The organism is Amphritea sp. (assembly GCF_048266285.1).
Taxonomy (GTDB): Bacteria; Pseudomonadota; Gammaproteobacteria; order Pseudomonadales; family Balneatricaceae; genus Amphritea.
In genome coordinates this window covers 134,107-156,833 of sequence record NZ_JBLWZV010000005.1, presented here as the reverse complement: position 1 = coordinate 156,833, position 22,727 = coordinate 134,107, and the positions used below count along the sequence as shown (strand labels likewise).

Here is a 22,727-nt window from a genome sequence, read left to right as displayed (position 1 = left end):
CAGCGGGATCAAATACCGTATCCGCTTCGATCTTTAACAGTATTAAATTATAGCGGTGGTATAATCTGCCCATCTTCAGCACGTATTGCGAATAGGTCATGAAAGAGATCATCCTGCTTAACATCTCCGGCCAAGATAAGCCGGGCGTCACATCGTCTATCACCCGTATTTTGACCCAGTTTGATATTAATATTCTTGATATCGGTCAGGCTGTCATTCATAACACCCTGTCATTGGGCATTCTTATTGGGGTGCCTGAAAAGGCGGAAGCATCCAGCTTATTGCGGGATGTGTTGTTTAAGGCCCATGAGCTGGATATGAATATCCGTTTTGAGCCGGTGACTGAAAGTGAATATCAAAGCTGGGTGAATGAGCAGGGTAAGTCGCGGCACATCATTACCCTGTTAGCCCGCAAAATCACCGCAGAGCATATCGGCAAGGTCACTCAGACTGCCGCTGACCATGGTTTAAATATCGATAATATCAGTCGTCTATCAGGCCGCTTGTCTATTGATGAAGTCTCGAAGGGACAAACCGGTGAAAAGACTCGGGCCTGTGTCGAATTTTCGGTGCGGGGCGCACCAGCCGATTCTGCGCAATTACGCGAAGAGTTTCTGCGGATTGCTAGCGATTTAGATGTCGATATCGCCTTCCAGAAGGATGATATTTATCGGCGGAACCGCCGCTTAGTCGTGTTTGATATGGACTCCACTCTGATTGAAGCCGAAGTGATCGATGAGCTGGCTAAAGAGGCGGGTGTTGGTGAGCAGGTGGCTGAGATTACCGAGGCCGCGATGCGTGGCGAGATCGACTTCACCGAGAGCTTTAAGCGGCGTATGGCGCTGCTGAAAGGGCTAGATGAGTTGGTATTGGAGCGTATTGCCCATAACCTACCCTTGACTGAAGGGGTAGAAGAACTGGTGTCTAAGTTGAAGGCGCTGGGCTTCAAAACCGCGATCTTATCCGGTGGCTTTAATTACTTTGCCAATTATCTGCAACAAAAGATGGGTTTCGACTACGTCTATGCAAATGAGTTAGAAATCGTTGATGGCAAGGTTACCGGTAATGTTACTGGTACGGTGGTTGACGGTAAACGTAAAGCGGAACTGCTACGTAAGATTGCTGAAAAAGAGGGTATTCGTTTAGAGCAGACCATTGCCGTGGGTGATGGTGCTAATGATCTGCCAATGCTCTCCATCGCGGGTCTCGGGATCGCGTTTAGGGCTAAACCCTTGGTGCGTCAGAGTGCTAAGCAGGCGATTTCTACCTTGGGGCTCGATGGGATTCTTTATCTTATCGGTTTTCGAGATCGGGATCGGTTATAACACATCCGTGTGTTAAGAACGCATTAAGTGAAAAACCGCCAATTGGCGGTTTTTTGCTATTCAAAGAAGTCGTAGTTCATCTCTTCAGAGGGTGGTTGTAGATAGTACCCCTGAATATAATCTACACCTAACTTCCACAGCTTGCCCATCAGACGGGTGTCTTCAACCAGCGGGGCGATATTACCGATATCTGCGTGCTTAAGATTTTTGATCAGTTTGGCAAAGGCTTTATCCGATTCTGCTGAGCTACTGAGGTCCTGAATGTAGGAACCATCCAGCTTAACTAGATCGGGCTTGAGTTTAATTCGCAATAACTCGCGATTTTCAGAAATGCCGAAATGTTTGATACAAAACTTACAGCCTAGTTTCTTAAGCCCAAATCTAAATTGTTCCGCTTGTTCTTGGCTGGTGCTTAAATCGGATTCGCTGGCTTGAAAAACGATCAACTCAGCGGGAATACGATACTCCTTGAGTTTGTCTGCGATCCAACTGAGTTCTTCTTGGTCTTGATAGAAGCTAGCGGTCAGGTTGATAAATACTCGGCTGCGCTGGGATTTTTTCAGTTGTTCTGCAACCTGCATAAAGGTGTGCTCGATAACCCAACGATCGAGCTGAATACTGGTATCGTCGTGATCCATCGTGGAGAGGAAGATATTAGGTGATAAGCCTTCTTCACCTTTATTTTCCTGCAGCCGTAAGAACACTTCGTAGTTCCCCCAGCCATTGGCGCTGGCCAGCGCAACAATCGGTTGAAACAGAATGCGGAACTTATCGTTAGCGAGCGCATCGTGGATCATTTTGATGGAGTCGTCGTCGATATCATCCTGTTCATCAGCCGGTGTTTCAAACAGTTTGATCCCATTGCCCCGTTGGCCATCGTTACGGGCCTCATCGGCGGCTAGGCGAGCTCGATTGATGAGTTCGACATAGTGAGGGGCGTTATCATTGATCGTGCAGACACCGATGCTACAGGTTGTTTGTACTGTAGTGCCGGTGACTTCAATTTTAAGCTGCGCAATCGAGCGACACAGTAGGTCAGCTAGTTTCATCGCCTTATCGGGGCTAGGGTCGTGAAATAAAATAGCAAACACATCTTCTTCTAGACGGGCGCAGATATGGGTTTTATTGATTTTTTGTCGCATGAGATCGGCGACGTCGGATAACACAATATCGCTACCGGTGACGCCTAGCTCGGATTGCAGTGCGCTGTAGTTATCAAAGCGGATATAGAGAAAGCTGCAATCTGAGCCGCCGATTAGCGCCCGGTGAGCCGCTTGTTCAAGTGCGTTGACGATGTAATTACCATCATACAGGCGGGTTGTCGGATCGAGGTTCTCAAATGAGGTTTCTATGTTTTCACTATCCGGACTAATCATGACTTGCAGGCAGTCCTGATTTAGATAGTGCGCATGTTGAATCGTAAAAGCCGCTTGGAAGTTGGTGCCATCGATACGGCGGGCTTTGAGTTCCGTTTTGATAATATGATTGTTGTTATCGAGGGCGTCCTGTAACGCGGTTTTTAGGCGGTCACGATCTTTTAAAACCGTAAATTTATCCAGCGTTTCCTGTTGTAAGCCGTTAGTGTCATCCAGTCCAAATAGATCGGCAAAGGCTGGATTGCTGTACATCGGTATGAAGTCGGTCGTGAGATAAATGATCGGTAGACTGGCAAGGCTGGCTAAGTGCTGACACTGCTTTTCAGTTTGCGCTAATTCTGCTTCGATGATACGTAAGCGTCGTCGCGTTTCGAGTTGTTCTAATTGGCGACGGACCTGAATTAATAGCAGTTCCTGTTCATCTAAAGATATGACCGCAGCCATCCGGGCTTTTAGACCCTGTAGAAGTGCTTGGCTATTACTTTCAGGTACTAACTGAATGATGGGGATATCTTTATTCAGTCGTTGCAGAATTTGAGCCGCATCTTTGGCGCCAAACGTCCCCTCGATCTGCGGACTTAGAATTAGATCCCAAGAGCGCTCGCTAAGCGCGGTGTTGAACTCTTCAGCGGAGTGTACCTGCTGACCTCTAGGGGCCAGCCTCGCGCCGCGTAACAGCGTGATAATAGGATCTACTTCCTCGGCCGTGAGGCTGAGAAATAGAATGTGTACATTTTTGCGTAATCGTTGGCGCTTCTCTGAAATAATCCTTTTGTATAGACCACTCGGAGCGCTCGTTGTTGCTTGTCCACTCATTGTATTCTTCTACTGTAAAACTCCCTTTGTAGGTCGAGTGTATCTGCTTTGAGTCACTCTGTCAGTGGGCAATGTTGTAAAAAACTGCCGCTATGGGCTGGGTATTAGGTCATGGGGATTTTTAGAGTGGCGTTGCTCAAATATTGCAGAGGGTTAAGAGGCGTTGTTTGTGTTTCAAACGTTTATAAACAGCGTGTCTAGTTCGTCGCTAGGAAAAGGCTTTTTAACTGAGCAGGTGATGATTTAATGAGTCAGTGTTTTGTAACACTGTGGTTCGATTGGTGTGCTAAAACTGAGCTGTTTTTTCAAGCGGCAAGCCATGTATGGCTTAAATGCTGAGACGTTAGATTTATTGAGGATTTAGTTAAAAGGAAAAGCAATGAGACAGAAAAGAAATGGCTGGGGTAGGAGGATTCGAACCTCCGCATGACGAGATCAAAACCCGTTGCCTTACCGCTTGGCGATACCCCAGCAAAAAATGGTGGCAATAGCGGGACTCGAACCTGCGACCCTCGCATTATGAATGCGATGCTCTAACCAGCTGAGCTATATTGCCATCTATATAACAGTGGGTTTAATAACCGTTATACAAATATGATCGATAATTAACAGGCTTACACCTGATGTTCACCAATCTTTCTTAATACTATTAAATAGTCGTAAGAAGATGGCTGGGGTAGGAGGATTCGAACCTCCGCATGACGAGATCAAAACCCGTTGCCTTACCGCTTGGCGATACCCCAGCAAAAAATGGTGGCAATAGCGGGACTCGAACCTGCGACCCTCGCATTATGAATGCGATGCTCTAACCAGCTGAGCTATATTGCCTTAGCACTTATCAAGGCCGCGAATTATTCTCTTTTTTGGTAATCATGTCAACTGATTAGAGGGAAAAAACCGTTAATTTCTCGCGCTTATGCGGGGCAAAAAAATAGCCATGCTGAATGACTCCAGAATGGCTATTTTTTGTACGGTAATTTACTTTAGATAATGCTGTAAATTCGGCCGTTTTCGGATTTAAACGTTAAACCGGAAATGCACCACGTCACCATCTTTAAGAATGTATTCTTTACCTTCAAGACGCCATTTACCAGCATCCTTGGCGCCCGCTTCACCTTTATATTGAATAAAGTCTTCATAGGCGATCACTTCAGCGCGGATAAAGCCTTTCTGGAAGTCGGTATGGATAACACCGGCGCCTTCAGGTGCGGTAGCGCCTTGCTTAACCGTCCAGGCACGTACTTCTTTAACACCGGCGGTGAAGTAGGTGTGTAGTCCTAGCAGTGAGTAGCCTGCTCGGATCACCCGGTCGAGACCGGGTTCTTCCATGCCCATCTCTTGCAAGAATTCGAGCTTCTCTTCATCTTCTAGTTCAGAAATTTCCGCTTCCATCTTATTGCAGATAACAACGACGGCCGCGCCTTCTTCTTCTGCTAAGGCGATTACTTTGTCTAGGTGTGGGTTATTCTCGAAACCGTCTTCCGCCACGTTGGCAATATACATCGTCGGTTTGATGGTCAGCAGGTGGAACTGATGGATCTCTGCATGCTCTTCATCATTTAGCTCGAGTGCGCGAACAGGTTTTCCCTGTTCCAGTTGGGCGAGTACTTTTTCCAAGATGACTTTTGATTTCAGTGCATCTTTGTCGCCGCTTTTGGCTACACGCATCACTTTATTCAGCTGTTTTTCAACCGACTCAAGGTCGGCCAACGCTAATTCAGTGTTAATAATATCGATATCATCAATAGGATCGATCTTATTGGCAACGTGAATAACGTTTTCATCTTCAAAGCAGCGAACAACATGCGCAATTGCATCAGTCTCGCGGATGTTAGCGAGGAACTTGTTACCCAGACCTTCGCCCTTTGAGGCACCAGCAACGAGACCGGCAATATCAACGAATTCCATCGTGGTGGGTAATACGCGCTCTGGCTTAACAATAGCTTCGAGTGCATCCAGACGGGGATCTGGCATAGGTACAACGCCTGCGTTTGGCTCAATCGTACAGAAAGGAAAGTTCTCTGCACCAATACCTGCTTTGGTCAGGGCGTTAAACAGAGTAGATTTACCTACGTTTGGCAAGCCTACGATGCCGCATTTGAAACCCATGGCTGTGATCCTGTCGTCAGTTGTTCGGCTTAAAGGAGTGTAAAGTGGTCATCGCTTTGTGCCAGTCGCCACCAGCGGCTTGTTCCAGCACGCGTAAGGCTTCATCGCCAGCGGCTTCCGTCAGACTAAATTCAGAGGACGGTGCTTTTTTGAGGACAAAACCGACAACCTCGCTTGCGCTGCCCGGATGTCCGATGCCGATGCGCAAACGATAAAAATTCTTGTTGTTGCCTAGTTTGCTGATAATGTCGCGTAAACCGTTGTGTCCACCGTGACCACCGCCCAATTTAAAACGAGCAACGCCGGGAGGAAGATCTAGTTCATCGTGAGCGACAAGAATATTTTCAGCAGGAATCTTGTAAAAGTTAGCCAGCGAGGCAACAGCCTGGCCACTGAGATTCATAAAGGTGGTTGGGATCAGTAGGTGAACGGCTTTGCCATTCAGGCTGATCTTTCCATACAGGCCGTGAAACTTGGTTTCTGGCTTGAGTTGGATAAGATGTCGGGCAGCAAGCTGCCCGACGAAGTCGGCTCCGGCGTTGTGACGGGTCTGCTCATATTTTTGGCCTGGGTTACCCAAGCCTACGATCAGTTGTATCTGGTCTTGCATACCGAAGCCTGTGGTCAGCTATTAAGCGCCTGCTTTAGCTGCGCGTGGTGCGTAAGCCTGAGCAATACTTTGGTCACGGTCAGCACCGCGACGCAGTTGTACGATCTCAACGCCTTCTGGCAGAGAGATATTAGACAGGTGAATAACCTGATCCATATCAACACCAGACAGGTCAACTTCCAGAACTTCTGGTAGTTTTTCCGCTAAGCAGCGAACTTTAGCAGTGTTCTGTTGAACAGTGTATTTACCTGACGCTTTACCTGCTGGAGACAGGTGAAAGTTAACAAAGCTCAGTGGTACAACAATCTCGATTGGCGCAGATTTAGTAACACGTTGAAAGTCAATGTGCATTACAGAGTCTTTCGCTGGGTGACGTTGCAGATCTTTAACGATAACTTTTTCTTCTTTGCCTTCCAGGTTCAGAGTCAGGATAGAAGAGAAGAAGCTTTGATCTTCAAGCTGTTTAACCAGTACGCGGTTTTCCAGAGAGATAGACACAGGCTTTTTACGTTTGTCTCCGCCGTAAACAACAGCAGGAACAAAACCAGCATGACGTAGGCGGCGGCTCGCACCTTTCCCTTCGTCAGTACGAGGCTGTGCATTCAATACAAAATCGGTCATTTTGATACCTTCAGTAAAAACAAAACTGCAAACACCTTGCGACCAGGTCTTTGCAGTTATTTCAGTAAGCCCGTAATGGGCGCGTTTTCCCGTATGGGATGTTTATCAGCTACCACTAAGCTCGCGGGCTTAGCGGAACATTGCGCTAATAGATTCTTCGTTGCAGACGCGACGTACCGCTTCGGCCAACATCGGCGCCAGTGTTAACTGACGGATTTGACTGCATTTCTGCGCGGCTTCGCTCAGCGGAATGGTGTCGGTTACAACCAGTTCATCGAGATCAGAACCGGTGATGTTGCTGATCGCTGCACCCGATAGCACCGCGTGGGTGGCATAAGCCACAACTTTGTCGGCGCCATTGGCTTTCAGTGCTGCGGCAGCTTTGCATAAGGTGCCCGCGGTATCACACATGTCGTCAACCAAGATGCAGGTGCGGCCTTTAACGTCACCGATCAGGTTCATCACCTGGGCTTCGTTGGCTTTCTCGCGACGCTTATCGATAATCGCCAGATCGCAATCCAGTTGTTTTGCCACTGCACGAGCACGAACAACACCGCCTACATCAGGGGAAACAACAATCGGATTGTCATAGCACTGACGGGCAATTTCATCTAGCAGGACAGGTGAGCCGTAAACGTTATCTACAGGGACATCGAAGAAGCCCTGGATCTGATCCGCGTGTAGATCGACGGTTAATACCCGGTCGATACCGACACCGGCCAACATATCGGCAACCACTTTAGCGCTGATGGCAACACGAGCAGATCGTGGACGACGATCTTGACGGGCATAGCCATAATAAGGGATAACCGCGGTAATCCGACTGGCAGAGCCACGACGCAGAGCGTCAGCCATGACGATCAGTTCCATCAGGTTATCATTGGTTGGCGCGCAGGTGGATTGGACTATAAATACGTCTTTACCACGCGCGTTCGCATGAATCTCAACGCTGATTTCACCATCGCTGAACTTCGTTACAGTGGCTTCGCCCATTGGAATATCGAGGCGTTCTACAACTCTTTCAGCCAGCTGGCGATTTGCATTGCCAGTGAAGACCATCATTTTAGACACGGTGTCTACCTTCTCAGATCTGCAGTCGTTTAATTGAGATTTGTTCATATTATTTGGCAGGGCTGGCACTCTATTTAAACCTCAAAATAAAGGCTCAGAGCCGCTTCCCGGCCGGGTCCTTTCAAAGCCGAGCCATAAGCTCAAGCTTAAAATTGGCTGGGGTAGGAGGATTCGAACCTCCGCATGACGAGATCAAAACCCGTTGCCTTACCGCTTGGCGATACCCCAGTAATTCTAATTTACGGAACAGGTCCGCAAATGAGGCGCACATTTTCCCGGATGCGTGCGTTAAAGTCAAACGAATGGCTGCGAAAAGGAGTAATTTTACTGTGGTTTTTGCCACTCTTTAGCGATTATGGTCAATCGCAGGTTGTTTCGGCTAATCGTTAATTTTTCAGGAAAGGCAAATTCATCTTGATAATTATATCGTAAGTAGCTGATTTCCCAGCCGTTTTGGGTCAGTTTGTGGGCCAGTTGTTGCTTAAGGCTAAGATCGTAGTAGCTACCGGGGGCGGGGATGCCGCGCACCCAATAGCGTATGTCTTGAACTGGGAACTGCCAGCCGAGAGTCTGCTCCATTAATGCTTCCGGTGTGGCGGCCCAAAGTGGCTCTTCGCCAGCGATATCGATGCTAATGCCATCCGTATTACCTTCGATACGAGCGCCGCCTTGACCTAGCGGGCCGCTTAGTTCAATCAGGTAATGCTGTTGCAGCTGCTGCCAAAAGAGGTTGGCGCTATGGCTTTCCTGGGGGCTGCGGATGCCAATCTTACCGCTGAGCTGCCAGCTATCTGCAGCCAATAGCGCCTGGTAATGCTCGCTCCAAGGGCGTTCGGTTATCGGTTGCTGCTGTTGCGGCGTTAGACCTGAACAGCCAGAGAGCAGCAGCGCGAGGATGATAAAACTTGCTAAGCGCATGATTTAGTCCTGAGGGGCGTTGATCGTGAGTGCCGCTTGGCGTAAATATTCATTATCAGGGTGCTTGAGCTGCTCTTTTTTCAATAGCGATAATGCTCGTTGTGGCTGTCCGGCGGCATGGTAGGCCTGAATCAGGTGCGCACTGACTTCGGGATCGGGAAAGCGTTGATAGGCTTGTTGTAGAAAATCCACGGCAGCTTTTGCTTTACCCTGTTTAAGCAGTATCCAGCCCATACTATCGAGAATGGACGGGTCGTCAGGGGATAAGGTTAATGCAGCGTCGACTAGATCATAGGCTTCATCAAAACGGTCGGTGTAGAGCGATAGGGTGTAACCCAGAGCATTGAGTGCCATGCTGTTGTCGGGTTCAAGTTTTATGACCTGTCGCAGATCTTTCTCAATCAGGTCGATATCTTGGGGCGCAAGGGTCATTGCTCGGGTGTACAGCAGGCTGGCATCGTCGCGATGCTGCTGCAGCGCTTCATCGAGAATGCTTAACGCTTCATCTTTGAAATCATGCAGGTTGAGCCATTCGGCTTCGATCGCATAGAACTGAATATCGGCTTCAGGCATGTTGCTACGGGCATCCTGCAAAATGCTTTGCAGTCGATCGCGATTCTCTGAATGATCCAGCAGTGCCGCAATACGTCTATAGGCGGGCAGAATATTATTGTTGTCTTTAACATTGAGAAAATGCTTGATAGCGGATTCGACATTGCCATCATGTTGGTCAATCAGTCCAAGGTAATAGTGTGGCGTGGTGTTGTCGGGGTAGCGTAGCAGTAACTCCTGCATAATCTTGCGGCTTTGAGCGACCTGATCATTTTCCAGTAGCAAGAGCGCCGCATAGAAGGTTAACTGCGGCTCTTCGGGAAAGGTTTCAACCAGTAATAAGGCTTGCTGAACACCTTTTTTAGGTTGTTTTGATTGAAATAACAGTTGCACATAAAGAGTAAAGAGTTGCTGATTAGGCTGTTCCGCTTCCAGATGAGGTTCGAGTACCGCAATCGCTTGGCGAAAAGCGCCTTGCGACCGAAGCAGTTCTGCTTTTTGTAGAATCGCTTCCATATGATCCGGATCATCTAGGATAGCGGCGTTAAAGCGTTGCAGGGCCTTAACGTTGTTGCCCTGCTGGGTATACAGAATACCTAGTGTCGTTAATAGGGTCGCGCTAGCGTCTTGCTGGGCATACTCTTCCAATAGCTCTATATAGGCATTGGTTTCTTCAAGGCTGAATTGATCGGCCTGGGCGCTAATAACGATCAGCGTTTGTTTGTCCGATTGACTCAGAGCCTGACGCAGCAGCGGTAAGGCCGCCGCAAAATCGCCCTTGTGGAGCAGTAAGCTTGCAGCTATCTGGTAGGGTTCGGGGTTTTGCGGATCGGCTTTTTGCCACAGACTGGCGGCTTGCAACAGTTCGTCGGGGCGTTGTAAATACTGGGCGATATAGGTGGCGCGTTCAGCGATCACGGGGTCGCCGGTTAACTGCGCTTGATGCAGGTAGTTCTCGAGTGACAGATCAAACACTTTACGCTGCCCGGCAATTTCCGCCACGATCAAATCGTAAAGAGTCTCTCGGTTGAGTTCACCCGGACGGTATTCTACGTTCGGCAGCGGTTCTGCCGTCGGTTGTGCAACGGGTTGGCTTTGCTGACTGCTACAGCCGCTTAAACTCAATAATATGGCCATTAGTGTGGCAGTAAAGGGTGTTACCACGTTGGTGGCTGATACGGGTAGGGACATGGGTACTTTCATTCTGCTGATATTAGCTGTCGCAAAGAGATTGATGGCTCCACTATAGATTAATCGCAGGGGTGTTGTCATATATGGCTGTATTTCGCAAAAAATTGATCTGATCCGTGCTGGGTTTTTTAACCTTTGAGCGAATAAAGTGTATCATTACGCGCTATTTTCAACCTGGGTGTTATTTTCCTATATGGCTTTGCTCGCGTTAGGCATTAATCACAAGACAGCATCGGTATCGGTCCGCGAGAAGGTTGCGTTTGCACCGGAACAGATGGCTGATGCGCTGGCACAGGCCTGTCAACTCGCACATCTGAAAGAGGTGGCGATTCTCTCGACCTGTAACCGGACAGAGCTTTATTGCTCGACAGAACTTGAAGGAACCCGTGCACTGCTAGAGTGGCTGGGGAGTTATCATAGCCTCGATCCTGATGAGTTACAGGTTTGTAGCTATGCCCATTGGGGGCAAGAAGCGGCGCAGCATATGATGCGGGTCGCCAGCGGGCTGGATTCTTTGGTGCTGGGCGAACCGCAGATTCTCGGGCAGCTTAAATCCTGTTATGCGGTGTCCCAGAGCGCGGGTGTTGTGGGTGCAGAACTGGATCGATTGTTTCAGCAAACCTTTGCTGTGGCGAAGAAGGTGCGGACCGATACGGCGATTGGTGAAAATCCGGTCTCGGTTGCCTATGCCTCGGTGAGTCTGGCGCAGCATATTTTTGCTGATTTGAGCCAGAGTAAGGCGTTATTGATTGGGGCGGGTGAAACCATCGAATTGGTCGCCCGACATCTGTCCGAAGCTGGTGTGCAACAGATGACTGTGGCTAACCGTACATTGGTACGTGCCGAAGCCCTCGCGGCGGAGTTTGATGCTAAGGCTATATTGCTCGGTGATATTCCCGAAGCCTTAGAAGATGCCGACATTGTTATCTCTTCCACTGCGAGCCAATTGCCTATTCTAGGTAAAGGTGCAGTAGAATCTGCGTTGAAAAAACGTAAGCACCGACCGGTATTTATGGTCGATATTGCCGTGCCACGGGATATTGAGCATGAAGTAGCCGACCTCGATGATGTTTATCTCTATACCGTTGATGACCTCAAAGAGGTGATCGAGGAAAATGTACGTAGCCGCGAAAGTGCGGCCCGTGAAGCGGAAGCGCTGGTTGAAGTGGGGGCGATGGAGTTTATCCGTCAACTGCGCTCGTTAGGCGCGGTTGAAACGGTGATGTCCCTGCGTCAGCAGGCTGAAGCGTTGCGCGATGTTGAACTGGATAAAGCCCTGCGGCAATTGAGTAACGGTAAGGATGCCGCCTCGGTGTTGAACAACCTAGCCCGTGGTTTAACGAATAAATTAATTCATAGCCCGACAGTGCAGTTGCGTAAAGCCAGTGCTGAGGGACGTGATGATTATCTTGAGATAGCCCAGGATTTATATCAGCTATCTCCTACTGCGAAAGAAGACTGATTAGTGATGAAAGAATCGATAACCCTCAAACTCGAAAGCCTAGCGGACCGTTATGAAGAACTGGCGGCGTTGCTGGGGGATGCCGGGGTAATCTCTAATCAGGATAAGTTTCGTGCTTATTCGATGGAATATGCCGAGCTAGAACCCGTCGTGAAATGCTTTCAGTCCTATCAGGCCGCCGAAGCTGATTTAGAAGAAGCACGTTTGATGCTGGATGATTCTGATCCAGATATGCGGGAGATGGCGAAGGAAGAATTTTCCGCAGCTAAGGACAATATTGAAGCACTGGAGCAGGAGTTACAAATACTGCTGCTGCCAAAAGATCCTAATGATTCACACAACGTGTTTCTTGAAGTCCGTGCCGGCACTGGTGGTGATGAAGCGGCGATCTTCTCCGGTGACTTGTTACGCATGTACACCCGCTTTGCTGAAACCCAGGGGTGGAAGCTTGAAATTATCAGCGCCAACGAAGGTGAACATGGTGGCTATAAAGAGGTGATCACCCGGATTATCGGTAAGGATGTGTATTCCCGTCTGAAATTCGAATCCGGTGCCCATCGGGTACAGCGGGTGCCAGAAACCGAATCACAAGGGCGTATCCATACCTCTGCCTGCACTGTCGCGGTGATGCCTGAAATGGACGAAGTCAGTGATATCCAGATCAATAAAGCCGACCTGCGAGTTGATACTTTCCGTTCATCCGGGGCCGGTGGTCAGCACGTTAACAAAACGGATTCAGCGATTCGATTAACCCATATTCCCACCGGTGTGGTGGTAGAGTGTCAGGAAGAGCGTTCGCAGCATAAGAACCGTGCTAAGGCGATGTCATTGCTGGCTTCTCGTCTGCAAGCGGCTGAACGGGAGCGTCATGCGGCGGCTCAGGCCAGTACGCGAAAATCATTAGTCGGCAGTGGTGATCGTTCCGAACGGATTCGCACCTATAACTTCCCGCAAGGGCGGATTACCGATCACCGCATCAATCTGACGCTCTATAAGCTGCAAGAGGTTATGGAAGGCGCGCTGGGTGCTGTGGTTGATCCGCTAGTCAATGAATATCAGGCTGAGCTGCTCGGGGCGTTGTCCGAAGAGGGCTAGTCTGACTTATTATGAATATACTTGAAGCTCAGGGCTGTGCTGCCCGGCTTTCTGCCTGTAGCGATAGCCCTGCAGCGGATGTGGAATTATTGCTCTGTCATATCCTTGAGTGCGATCGTACCTTTCTATTTACCCGTCGTGAACATGTCTTGAGTGAGGTGCAGCAGTGGCAGTTTGAGCAGCTGTTACAGCGACGCCTAGCGGGCGAGCCTATTGCCCATTTGACCGGTGTCCGTGGGTTTTGGAGCCTAGATCTTGAGGTGAATGCGACAACGCTTATTCCCCGCCCCGATACTGAGTGTCTGGTGGAGAAAGCGTTGGAACTTATTCCGCCTTCTGCGGCCAGAGTATTAGACTTAGGCACCGGCACTGGGGCGATAGCCTTGGCATTGGCTTCTGAGTGTCCCGCATGGTCACTGTTGGCGGTTGACCGGGTGGCGGATGCGGTGGCTTTGGCTGAACGCAACCGTCAGCGTACCGGGTTGGCTAATGTTCGCGTGTTACAGGGCAGTTGGTTTGAACCGGTTGATGGGGTGTTCGATCTGATAGTGAGTAATCCTCCCTATATCGATCCACAGGACCCCCACCTCGACCAAGGTGATGTGCGTTTCGAACCACTTAGTGCTTTGGTGGCCGAAGAGCATGGTTTAGCCGATATTCGTTATATCGCCACCCATGCCCGGGCGTTTCTGGTGACGGGTGGTATATTACTGTTCGAACACGGCTACGATCAGGCTGAGGCTGTGCGGCAGTTATTGGCTGAACTACGGTATAGCGATATAGAATCGGCTCAGGATTATGGCGGCAATGACCGTATAACTTGGGCCAGTTGGCATAACCCAGTGGCAGAACAAGAGACGAAACAAAATGCTGAATGATGACCAGCTATTGCGTTATAGCCGGCAAATTATGTTACCCGAAGTGGATATTGCTGGGCAGGAGGCTTGGCTAAAGGCGTCGGTGTTGATTATTGGTGTCGGAGGTTTGGGCAGTCCGGTGGCGATGTATTTGGCTGCCGCGGGTGTTGGCCGATTGGTATTAGTGGACGATGATGATGTCGAGTTAACCAATTTGCAGCGCCAGATTGTTCACCGTACTGACACGATTGGCCAGCCTAAGGTGGTATCGGCAAAAGCGGCATTAGCCGCACTGAACCCGGATGTACAGGTTGATGTGATCAATGGCCGACTGAGCGGGGCTGATCTCGAAGAGCAGGTCGCTGCGGTTGATTTAGTGGTCGATTGCAGCGATAACTTTGATACCCGCTTTGCACTGAATGATGCCTGTGTAAAACATAAAACGCCGCTAGTATCAGGGGCGGCGATACGATTAGAGGGGCAGGTGGCTGTGTTTGATCCACGCCGAGAAGATGCCCCCTGTTACCGTTGTCTCTATCGCGACGGTGATGAAGAAAGCCTAACCTGTTCTGAAAGCGGGGTGCTTGCGCCGCTGGTGGGTATTATCGGTTCAGTACAGGCGATGGAAGCTTTAAAAGTGCTAGCGGATATTGGTGAACCGCTGGTCGGAAAACTATTACTTTTAGACGGTCGCCATATGGATTGGCGAACACTGAAACTGCGACGGGACCCAGAGTGCCCTTGTTGCGGACATAACAATAATTAAAGAGGTACCGGGTTCAATGGACGCTATTCGTCAGATCTTAGAGCAAAGTAAAACCATTGCGATGGTGGGGGCTAGTCCTAAGCCGCACCGTGCGAGTAATCAGGTGATGCATTTCCTGTTAGCTAAAGGTTATAACGTGATTCCGGTTAACCCGCTCAAAGCGGGTGAAAAAATTCATGGCCGCGAGGTGGTGTCTTCCTTGGCGGATATCAAAGAGCCGATCGATATGGTGGATATCTTCCGGAATTCCGCTGAGGCTGGCGATGTGGTTGATGAAGCGATTGCGGTACATGCTAAAGCCGTGTGGATGCAGCTCGGTGTGGTGAATGAGCCGGCCGCGGAAAAGGCTGAAGCTGCTGGCTTGAAGGTCGTTATGGATCGCTGTCCGGCGATTGAAATCCCCCGCCTCTGAAGAGGTCTTCGCTGCCAGCGGTGATGAATCCACTGGCAGCAGTATTATTTTCTGCAAAATCGTCGACTACCTCGCTTTCTGTTGCCGCTAAGCGCTATTTCAGGCAGATCTGTCTGGTGTCTGCAGGTCGATCGCATACAATGGCTGATTTTATTAAGGGTGAAAACTATGTCTATTGAACGTCAGGAAACGGCTCAGCGCATGAGTCGCATCGTTATTCATAACGATACTGTTTATCTTTGTGGTCAGGTGGCTAAAGATGCCAATGACGGAATTACTGAGCAGACGGCAACGATGCTGGATAAAGTCGATGCATTGCTACAGCAAGCGGGCAGCGATCGAGAGCATATCTTGTCGGCAACCCTGTATATCCGTGATATGAAAGATTTTGCGGCGATGAATGCTGTCTGGGATAGCTGGGTACCCGAAGGTCATGCACCCGCGCGTGCCTGTGTTGAAGCGCGTATGGCGCGTCCAGAATTATTGGTAGAAATTTCGGTTGTTGCTGCGCTGAAAAAATAGCCTGTCAGGCTGATTTAACCCAGCATCATCTGTCTAATACGCAGGTCATCGGCGAGTCGTTTAGCATAGCCGATGATCTCATCCCCGCATAACCCCTCTGGTATTGTCTCTGGTAGCAGTGCTCCACTGTTAATTAACATCTGTATCAACGCTTTATGTTCTAGTTGTAACGCCAACAACAGGGCGGTATGACCCTGCGCGTTTGGTAGGTTGAGATCCGCACCATATTCATTTAAGCGACTCAGATGTAGCATGAGTTGGTTGATGGGGCAAAATCTAAAACAGGCAAACAGGGCATGTTGTGGGTCGTTGTCTGGGTACGCCAACGGAATATCCGCCTGTAGCAGCACAGTCATCAGTGCGAGGCTTTGCTGTGGTTGTTGTATGGCCTGATAGAGCAGTGGTTCTGTTCGGCTGGCGGTCATAGCGCAGCCGGCTTGTAGAAGGTGTTCTAAAGCTTTTGCTTGGCCCGCATAAATGGCAAGTTCCGGCAGATTGCAGGGTTGGTTTTGGTGACTAAAAGAGGCTTCTGTCAGCAGCGCTTGATCCAGTTTATTAAACTGTTTCTTTAGCCGGTTAAGATCCCCTTCGGTGACCGCCTGTTGTAACTTATTGAGGTTGCGTCGGGTAAAAAAACTCATGGGAAACTAACACTCTTGTAGTGCCAGGCAAGCCGGCGTAATGGTTTGGTAGCAGGTAGGGGGAGTACCGTAGCGGCGATCCATGTTGTCGGCATAAAAACCTTCTGAGGATAGTCGCTTAGGCTTTAACGACATCGAAAAAAGCCGTTAGCCCGTTGTCCGAGGGCGTCTGTAATATTGCCACCCCCGTCTATCTGTTTAGGTTTATCTTAATTAGATTAAACTTAATAAGCGCAAAAGGTAGATACCACCGCTGAGGGTAAACAATGAGCCTAGCGTTGTGGTCAAAATAATATTGGCGGCAAGTTGCGCATTACCCTGCATTGCTTTCGCCATAATAAAGCTGGCGGCGGCGGTTGGGCAGCCAAATAACACAAATAGAACACCAAGCTCTTGGTTTTCAAAGCCATATAGCCATGCACCGATGGTGAGTACTAAGGGGATGATGATCAGCTTAATCAGCGTGGCCCAACTGGATTGACCCGAGGTGTCTCTTAGGCTTTTGAGGTTGAGTGAGCCACCGATCGCAAGCAATGCTAAGGGGAGTGTTAGGTTCGCAAGGTAATGGCCAATTTTATCGCCCACCTCCGGTAGCGCCCAGCCAAAATATGAAAATGGCAGTGCCAGCAGAACTGAGATGATCAGGGGGTTACGGGCAATTGCTTTGAGGGGGGCGGTGAAGCTAGGGCCATCTCGGTGTTGCATGGGAAGTGATAACACAAGAACTGACAAAACGTTATAGAGCGGAATGACGCAGGCTAGTAGTAACGATGCGAGTGCTAAGCCGTTGCTACCAAACATATTAAAGCTAATGGCCAAGCCTAGGATGCCAAAGTTGCTACGAAACGAACCTTGAATAAAGACTCCGAGGTCTTCCGGTTTCTTGATGAAAAGCTTACTGATGTGCCAGATGACCACTACGCTGATCAGTGTGGTGATGATGAAATACCCGAGCAGGCCGGGGTTGAAAACGGCCTGAAAATCCATTGTGGAGATACTCATAAAAACGAGCATCGGTAGGGTGATGTTAAACACGAGTTTAGATGAGGTATCAACAAAACCCTGATCAATAACCCCGAGCCGTATGAGCAGATAGCCCAGTGACACGATAAAAAAGATGGGCGTAACAATGTTGCTAGTAAAAATCAGTGTATCTAGATAGAGGTTCAAGGCTGTATGTCCGTTACGCTAACTGCTGATCGGTGGGCGTTAGCAGGAGTCTACCATTTTCTGGTCTTATGCTGATATTCAGTTAACGCTTTATTGATAAAGTTTTGGATAATCGAAGCGCTCAAGGGTGCCGCAGGATTCCGATAACTCTTCCCAGCGGGTAACGCTCAAGGCGATCTGCATAACGCCGCAGGTGGGTAGGTTATTGATATTTTCTTGGGTCAGGTAATAGCCTGCCAGCTCTAATGTCGGATTGTGGCCAACCACCATAATATGACGATAGTGATCGGACTGGCCCTGCAGTAGGTTGATTAGCGTCTCTACTCGCGCGTGGTAGAGTTCAGGTACTTCAATGATCTTACTGGCAGGGTAGTCCAGCGTCAGGGCTATCTGTTCAGCAGTAGTGATCGCGCGGCGGGCGCCACTGCTAAGTATCAGGTCCGGTTGAATCTGCAACGCCTGTAAGCGGGTGGCCATAAGTGGAAGATCACGTTTGCCACGTTTATTGAGTGGGCGGTTAAAGTCAGACAGCTCTGGGTCTTTCCAGCTGGATTTAGCGTGTCGTACCAGTGTCAGCATTCTCATGGACTGTTCCTTAACTCTTATCTCAGCAATGGTAGTCTCAGTATTAACTAAGGCTGCCGGAAAAGCCATTGGTTAGCTGGCAATACAGTTATCGCCTGCATCCTGATCATCCTGTTTGTCGGCGATGAGTTGGCACCAGACTTTACGCATATGTCCTGCAGGATGGCTGCCAGAATGTTGTAGGTTCATCGGTCCCGGGTTAAAGAGGCGAGGGTCCATGAGTATTGGTTGGTCATTCATGATGGGCATAAAGTCCATTTGATCGAGAATATCTTTTTGCAGATCAATGCCGGGAGCTATCTCAGTGAGCTTGAGTCCTTGGGCCGTGAGCACAAACACGGCTCGTTCTGTGATAAAGGTGACGCGGTGGCCTTGCTGAATCGCATATTCACCATTGAAGGTGATTTGCTGTACTTGTTTTAGAAATTTTTTGATCGGCCCGTTGCTTATGATTTTTATCGCGCCATTATCAATGTCAATCTGTTGTGGCCCAGAGGTAAAGGTGCCTAGAAAGTAAAGATCGCGAGTGTTCTGGGTAATATTGATAAACCCGCCGGCGCCGGCCAGCTTACTGCCAAAGCGACTCACGTTGATATGTCCCTCGGGACAGGTTTCCGCCAGCCCTAAAAACGCTTGATCTAAGCCGCCGCCATCATAAAAATCAAACTGGGCTGGTTGGTCGATAATCGCCGCGGCGTTACTGACGGCGCCGAAGCTAAGGCCACTGGCGGGTTGGCCGCCAATGCCGCCGGGCTCAACTGTGAGGGTGAAATCGTTGAGCATTTTTTCTTCTGCGGCCACCGTCGACACCATCTCGGGCATGCCGATGCCGAGGTTGACCACCGCGTTAGGTTGCAGTGCCATGAGTGCTCGGCGACCAATGACTTTGCGTACCGATAGCGGTACATTCTCTTGCCCCATAACGGCAACGATATCGCCACAGTAAGCCGGATTGAACGGTTCTGCAAAGGTTTGCGGGTGATCTACCGCGTCGGCGACGACAATGTGATCGACCAGTATACCGGGGATTTTCACCCGGTCGGGTGTGAGGTGATGTTGGTGGGTGGTGCGTTCAACTTGCACTATCACTAAGCCACCACTGTTATGAGTCGCTTGGGCGATCGCCAGTGCTTCCAGTGGCAGGGCTTCTCGCTCCATGGATATATTACCGTCGGCATCAGCGGTAGTGCCACGTAGCAGTGCAATATCAATTGGAAAGGCTTTGTAGAATAGATACTCTTGGCCGTTTAGATCGATCAATTCGACGAGATCGGCACGGGTACAGGTGTTTATTTTTCCGCCGTCTTGGCGCGGGTCAACAAAGGTATTTAAGCCTACTTTAGTGAGTGTGCCGGGTCGTCCGGCGGCGATATCGCGGTAAAGGTGGCAGATAACCCCTTGGGGGAGGTTATAGGCTTCGATACGGTTGTCGGTGGCGAGTTTGCCAAGCCCTGGCGCTAACCCCCAGTGACCACCGATCACTTTGCGTACCATACCCTCATGGGCAAAATGATTCAGCCCGCGGGTTTGAGCATCGCCCTGTCCGGCGGCGTAGACCAATGCCAGTTGCTGAGGGTGCTGTGAAGCGATAAAGCGTTGTTCGATGGCAATGGCTAGGCTTTCGGCGAAACCGATGCCGATAAAGCCGCCGGTGGCGATAGTGGCGTTATCCGGGATGAGCTGTGCGGCTTGTGCTGCACTAATCTGCTTGGACATATTGCTGGGCCTGTCATTATTATTGTTGTTTGAGCGGGTTGGAATAACGTAGCAAAGCTTAGGCCATTAGTTATTAGTCGTATTAAATCAATGGCTTAATGCTGTCTTGTGGCGAGGTTTCGATGTAATTAAACAAGTTTTGTCTATTTTGTTAGACAGTTTGTATTGTTTTGTCTGTCTGATCTGTGCAGGTTGTTACAGTTTTAGACGTTTAATGCGATTGTAGAGGGTCGCTCTGGAGATGCCCAGTAACTTTGCCGCTTTGGTTTTATTGTACTGACATTGGCGCAACGCTTGTTGTAAGGCGTTTCGCTCGGCAGCGTTTCGGCTATGAGCCAAGTCATCGACCAGTGGCCGGCTTGATAGTATTACTTCCTCGGCGCCAAGGTCTTGGGGATAAATAGCGTCTGCTTCAGCCATGACACAGGCGCGCTCCAGTCGATTATGCAGTTCTCGGACATTACCCGGCCAGTGATATTGTTGTAGCCAAGCCATCGCCTCGGTGCTCAACTGCAGTGCGGGTAGACCTGATTCTTGAGCGATTTTTTGCATCAGATGGTGGCAGAGGTCGGGGATATCGCTATCTCTATCGCGAAGCGCCGGTAGTTGGAGTGGTAGCACATTGAGGCGGTAGTATAGGTCTTCCCGGAAAAGCCCATCATCAACCAGCTGTTTAAGGTTCTTGGAGGTTGCAGCGATAATTCTGACATCAACCTTTTCTAATCGGTTTGATCCCAGTGCTTCGACTTCCCTTTCCTGTAATACCCGTAAAAGTTTCGCCTGAATGGCGGCGGAAATATCGGCGATTTCATCGAGGAATAGGGTGCCACCCGCAGCTAGCTGAATTTTTCCCTGGCGGCCATTCTTACTGGCACCAGTAAAAGCCCCAGCCACCGCCCCAAATAGCTCTGATTCAACTAGTGATTCAGGGAGGGCTGCCATATTGATACCGACAAAAGGGCCATCGCGACGGGGGGAGGCGGTATGAATTCCCTGAGCTAACAGCTCTTTTCCGGTGCCGGTTTCGCCCAGTAATAAAATAGTGGTGTCGAGCTGTGCTGCCCTGAGCGCTTGGCGCTTCACTTTAAGCAAGGGGGCTGAGTGGCCGACGAGGTCGTCCAGTTCATATTTACTGGTACGCAGCAGATTTTCACAGACGAGTTGTTTTTTTAGCCGCGCGAACTTATCGAACAGTGGCTGAAGGTTGTTTAGGTTGTCATAAAAGATAAAGCCGATAGCGCCAAAGACTGAGCCGTCAGGGTTTTTCAGCGGCAAGCGGGTCACTGCGCACCAGCGATTATTAATCTGCATGAGATCTAAAAAACTGGGCAGGCCGGTTTTGACAACCCGGGGGAGTTGGGTCGTTGGTAAGATGTTTTCGACCGGCTGACCGGTGAGCACACTGTCGTCGGCCAGCTCAAGTAATTCGCGATAAGGTTTACTTAACCAGACTATACGGCATTGTTGGTCGACAGCAATGGCTCCCTGGCAGAGGCTAGAGAGCAGGGTAAACAGGTTTTCATTGCTGTTTTTGATGAGGGTTTCAAGCTGGCTCATAGCATACCTGCACTGCTGATCGAGGCAGTACAGTGTGCCAGATTTAAACGGCTAATGGCAGAGGCATGAGCGTGTTGTGAACATCAGTGAAGCGGTGGCTCACTAGGGGGCTTTCAGGCGACCTGTTGGCCTGGCGTGTAATTGAGCAGCTGCCAACTATGGGGGACGCTGATCAGCCCAATTTGGGCCGTGCAGTCCCTGCACATATACAGGGTATTGTTATGTATATGTTTAACCTCAACCAGCCCGCTGTGTAGGCTGATGCTTTGATGTTCCAGTAGTGACTTGCACTGTGGGCATAGACATGTCATTTGTGTGACCTCAAAACTGATATTGGATAGGGAGGAGTCCTCGTACTCGCAGACATTCAAATAGCGATGGTGAAGGGCTCATTATTTTTGTGTTTGTAATAAAAAAGCGTCACTAGGTGATCTTTTTGTGTCGTAGTTATGCGACTAATTTTAGCATAAAAGGACAGTTTAAGAAAATTTGCTTAAGTGTCTGTTTATAAATGAATAAATATTACTAGGTAATATTTCCCGATGGCTTTTTTAATCACATTGGTTAAATTATAGACTATAAATAGAAAAACCAGCCGACTGGCTGGTTTTGTTGTCGCTGTTCAGTGACATGAGCGTTGTGTTTAGTTGGGGTTATCCCCCTAAATAAGCCTGGCGAACGGATTCATCCGTTAACAGATTGGTGCCGGTATCGGTTTTAACAATTCGCCCGTTTTCAAGCACATAACCCCGGTCGGCGATGCGTAACGCTTGGTTGGCATTTTGCTCAACGAGGAAGATGGTGACGCCCTCATCCCGCAGACGTTCGATAATATCAAAAATCTGCTGGATGATAATCGGTGCTAGTCCGAGGGAGGGCTCATCTAAGAGCAACAAGCGCGGTTTACTCATGAGCGCTCGGCCAATCGCCAACATCTGTTGTTCACCGCCAGACATAGTGCCGGCCCGCTGCTTATAGCGCTCTTCCAAACGAGGGAACAGGTCGAGCACATATTTGGCTGTTTCTGCCGCCTGCTCGTTGGTGCGGAAGTAAGATCCCATAAAGAGGTTTTCTTCAACTGTCATGGCACTGAAGACCCGCCGTCCTTCAGGCACAATGGCGAGGCCTTTGCGCATGATATCCGGAGTATTGAACCCACTGAGCTCTTCACCTTCAAAGGTGATCTTGCCGGAGGATGCTTTAGGGTCGCCACAGATGGTCATCATCAGGGTTGTTTTACCCGCACCGTTGGCGCCAATCAGGGTGATGATCTCACCTTGATTAATCTGGACGCTAACATCGTGGAGCGCCTGAATCTGCCCGTAATGAGTGTTTACATTTTCGATCAGCAGCAT

Annotated in this window: 20 protein-coding genes and 5 tRNA genes; 7 read left to right on the top strand and 18 right to left on the bottom strand. The window is 49.5% G+C overall.

Features of this window, described 5'->3' with window-relative positions:
• The first annotated feature begins 98 nt into the window (after positions 1-98).
• A complete protein-coding gene (gene serB, locus ACN0T0_RS09060) occupies positions 99-1,325 on the top strand; it encodes a phosphoserine phosphatase SerB (protein WP_417225266.1) in 1,227 nt (408 codons plus the stop codon).
• Positions 1,326-1,381: 56 nt separating this feature from the next.
• On the opposite strand, the gene ACN0T0_RS09055 is transcribed toward serB, so the two are convergent.
• From ACN0T0_RS09055 to ACN0T0_RS09000, 12 genes are all read right to left on the bottom strand, one after another.
• The gene (locus ACN0T0_RS09055) at positions 1,382-3,517 is read right to left on the bottom strand and encodes an EAL domain-containing protein (RefSeq protein ID WP_417225264.1); all 2,136 of its coding nucleotides are present in this window, start codon (positions 3,515-3,517) and stop codon (positions 1,382-1,384) included.
• Positions 3,518-3,913: 396 nt separating this feature from the next.
• Positions 3,914-3,988: transfer RNA gene (locus tag ACN0T0_RS09050), tRNA-Gln, on the bottom strand.
• A gap of 8 nt (positions 3,989-3,996) precedes the next feature.
• Positions 3,997-4,073 (bottom strand) — tRNA-Met (locus tag ACN0T0_RS09045).
• A gap of 112 nt (positions 4,074-4,185) precedes the next feature.
• Positions 4,186-4,260: transfer RNA gene (locus tag ACN0T0_RS09040), tRNA-Gln, on the bottom strand.
• A gap of 8 nt (positions 4,261-4,268) precedes the next feature.
• Positions 4,269-4,345: transfer RNA gene (locus ACN0T0_RS09035), tRNA-Met, on the bottom strand.
• 189 nt (positions 4,346-4,534) lie between these two features.
• Positions 4,535-5,626, bottom strand: coding sequence for a redox-regulated ATPase YchF (gene ychF, locus ACN0T0_RS09030; RefSeq protein WP_417225262.1), 1,092 nt, complete (start codon positions 5,624-5,626; stop codon positions 4,535-4,537).
• Positions 5,627-5,642: 16 nt separating this feature from the next.
• Positions 5,643-6,236, bottom strand: coding sequence for an aminoacyl-tRNA hydrolase (gene pth / locus ACN0T0_RS09025; RefSeq protein WP_417225260.1), 594 nt, complete (start codon positions 6,234-6,236; stop codon positions 5,643-5,645).
• A 21-nt stretch (positions 6,237-6,257) separates the two neighbouring features.
• Positions 6,258-6,857, bottom strand: a complete 600-nt coding sequence (locus tag ACN0T0_RS09020; RefSeq protein WP_417225258.1) for a 50S ribosomal protein L25/general stress protein Ctc — start codon at positions 6,855-6,857, stop codon at positions 6,258-6,260.
• A 129-nt stretch (positions 6,858-6,986) separates the two neighbouring features.
• Entirely contained in the window at positions 6,987-7,928 is a 942-nt protein-coding gene (locus tag ACN0T0_RS09015) for a ribose-phosphate pyrophosphokinase (protein WP_417225256.1), read from the bottom strand.
• Positions 7,929-8,081: 153 nt separating this feature from the next.
• Positions 8,082-8,156: transfer RNA gene (locus tag ACN0T0_RS09010), tRNA-Gln, on the bottom strand.
• A 96-nt stretch (positions 8,157-8,252) separates the two neighbouring features.
• The gene (lolB, locus tag ACN0T0_RS09005; RefSeq protein WP_417225254.1) at positions 8,253-8,846 is read right to left on the bottom strand and encodes a lipoprotein insertase outer membrane protein LolB; all 594 of its coding nucleotides are present in this window, start codon (positions 8,844-8,846) and stop codon (positions 8,253-8,255) included.
• A gap of 3 nt (positions 8,847-8,849) precedes the next feature.
• A complete protein-coding gene (locus ACN0T0_RS09000) occupies positions 8,850-10,589 on the bottom strand; it encodes a tetratricopeptide repeat protein (RefSeq protein ID WP_417225252.1) in 1,740 nt (579 codons plus the stop codon).
• Between the two features lie 193 nt (positions 10,590-10,782).
• Here ACN0T0_RS09000 and hemA point away from each other — a divergent pair, with 193 nt between their 5' ends.
• The 6 genes from hemA to ACN0T0_RS08970 all read left to right on the top strand — a co-directional run bounded on the left by hemA (position 10,783) and on the right by ACN0T0_RS08970 (position 15,703).
• A complete protein-coding gene (hemA, locus tag ACN0T0_RS08995) occupies positions 10,783-12,051 on the top strand; it encodes a glutamyl-tRNA reductase (RefSeq protein ID WP_417225250.1) in 1,269 nt (422 codons plus the stop codon).
• Positions 12,052-12,057: 6 nt separating this feature from the next.
• Complete coding sequence (prfA, locus tag ACN0T0_RS08990) at positions 12,058-13,146, top strand: peptide chain release factor 1 (RefSeq protein WP_417225248.1); 1,089 nt, start codon at positions 12,058-12,060, stop codon at positions 13,144-13,146.
• Between the two features lie 11 nt (positions 13,147-13,157).
• Positions 13,158-14,024 carry a peptide chain release factor N(5)-glutamine methyltransferase gene (gene prmC, locus ACN0T0_RS08985; RefSeq protein ID WP_417225246.1) on the top strand — a complete coding sequence of 289 codons (867 nt, stop codon included), beginning with the start codon at positions 13,158-13,160 and terminating at the stop codon, positions 14,022-14,024.
• Positions 14,014-14,769 carry a HesA/MoeB/ThiF family protein gene (locus tag ACN0T0_RS08980; RefSeq protein ID WP_417225244.1) on the top strand — a complete coding sequence of 252 codons (756 nt, stop codon included), beginning with the start codon at positions 14,014-14,016 and terminating at the stop codon, positions 14,767-14,769. The genes prmC and ACN0T0_RS08980 overlap by 11 nt, the downstream gene beginning before the upstream one ends.
• 16 nt (positions 14,770-14,785) lie before the next feature.
• Positions 14,786-15,181, top strand: a complete 396-nt coding sequence (locus ACN0T0_RS08975) for a CoA-binding protein (protein WP_417225242.1) — start codon at positions 14,786-14,788, stop codon at positions 15,179-15,181.
• A 168-nt stretch (positions 15,182-15,349) separates the two neighbouring features.
• A complete protein-coding gene (locus tag ACN0T0_RS08970; protein WP_320136034.1) occupies positions 15,350-15,703 on the top strand; it encodes a RidA family protein in 354 nt (117 codons plus the stop codon).
• A gap of 14 nt (positions 15,704-15,717) precedes the next feature.
• Here ACN0T0_RS08970 and ACN0T0_RS08965 read toward each other — a convergent pair whose 3' ends face one another.
• The 6 genes from ACN0T0_RS08965 to ACN0T0_RS08940 all read right to left on the bottom strand — a co-directional run bounded on the left by ACN0T0_RS08965 (position 15,718) and on the right by ACN0T0_RS08940 (position 22,727).
• Positions 15,718-16,344 carry a hypothetical protein gene (locus ACN0T0_RS08965; RefSeq protein ID WP_417225240.1) on the bottom strand — a complete coding sequence of 209 codons (627 nt, stop codon included), beginning with the start codon at positions 16,342-16,344 and terminating at the stop codon, positions 15,718-15,720.
• A gap of 213 nt (positions 16,345-16,557) precedes the next feature.
• Positions 16,558-17,514 (bottom strand): AEC family transporter, encoded by a 957-nt coding sequence (locus ACN0T0_RS08960; protein ID WP_417225238.1) that lies wholly within the window; start codon positions 17,512-17,514, stop codon positions 16,558-16,560.
• 90 nt (positions 17,515-17,604) lie between these two features.
• Positions 17,605-18,099, bottom strand: coding sequence for a SixA phosphatase family protein (locus ACN0T0_RS08955; protein WP_417225236.1), 495 nt, complete (start codon positions 18,097-18,099; stop codon positions 17,605-17,607).
• A 72-nt stretch (positions 18,100-18,171) separates the two neighbouring features.
• Positions 18,172-19,815 carry an acyl CoA:acetate/3-ketoacid CoA transferase gene (locus tag ACN0T0_RS08950; protein ID WP_417225234.1) on the bottom strand — a complete coding sequence of 548 codons (1,644 nt, stop codon included), beginning with the start codon at positions 19,813-19,815 and terminating at the stop codon, positions 18,172-18,174.
• A 195-nt stretch (positions 19,816-20,010) separates the two neighbouring features.
• Positions 20,011-21,372 (bottom strand): sigma-54 interaction domain-containing protein, encoded by a 1,362-nt coding sequence (locus tag ACN0T0_RS08945; protein WP_417225232.1) that lies wholly within the window; start codon positions 21,370-21,372, stop codon positions 20,011-20,013.
• 653 nt (positions 21,373-22,025) lie between these two features.
• Positions 22,026-22,727 (bottom strand): ABC transporter ATP-binding protein, encoded by a 702-nt coding sequence (locus tag ACN0T0_RS08940; RefSeq protein WP_417225230.1) that lies wholly within the window; start codon positions 22,725-22,727, stop codon positions 22,026-22,028.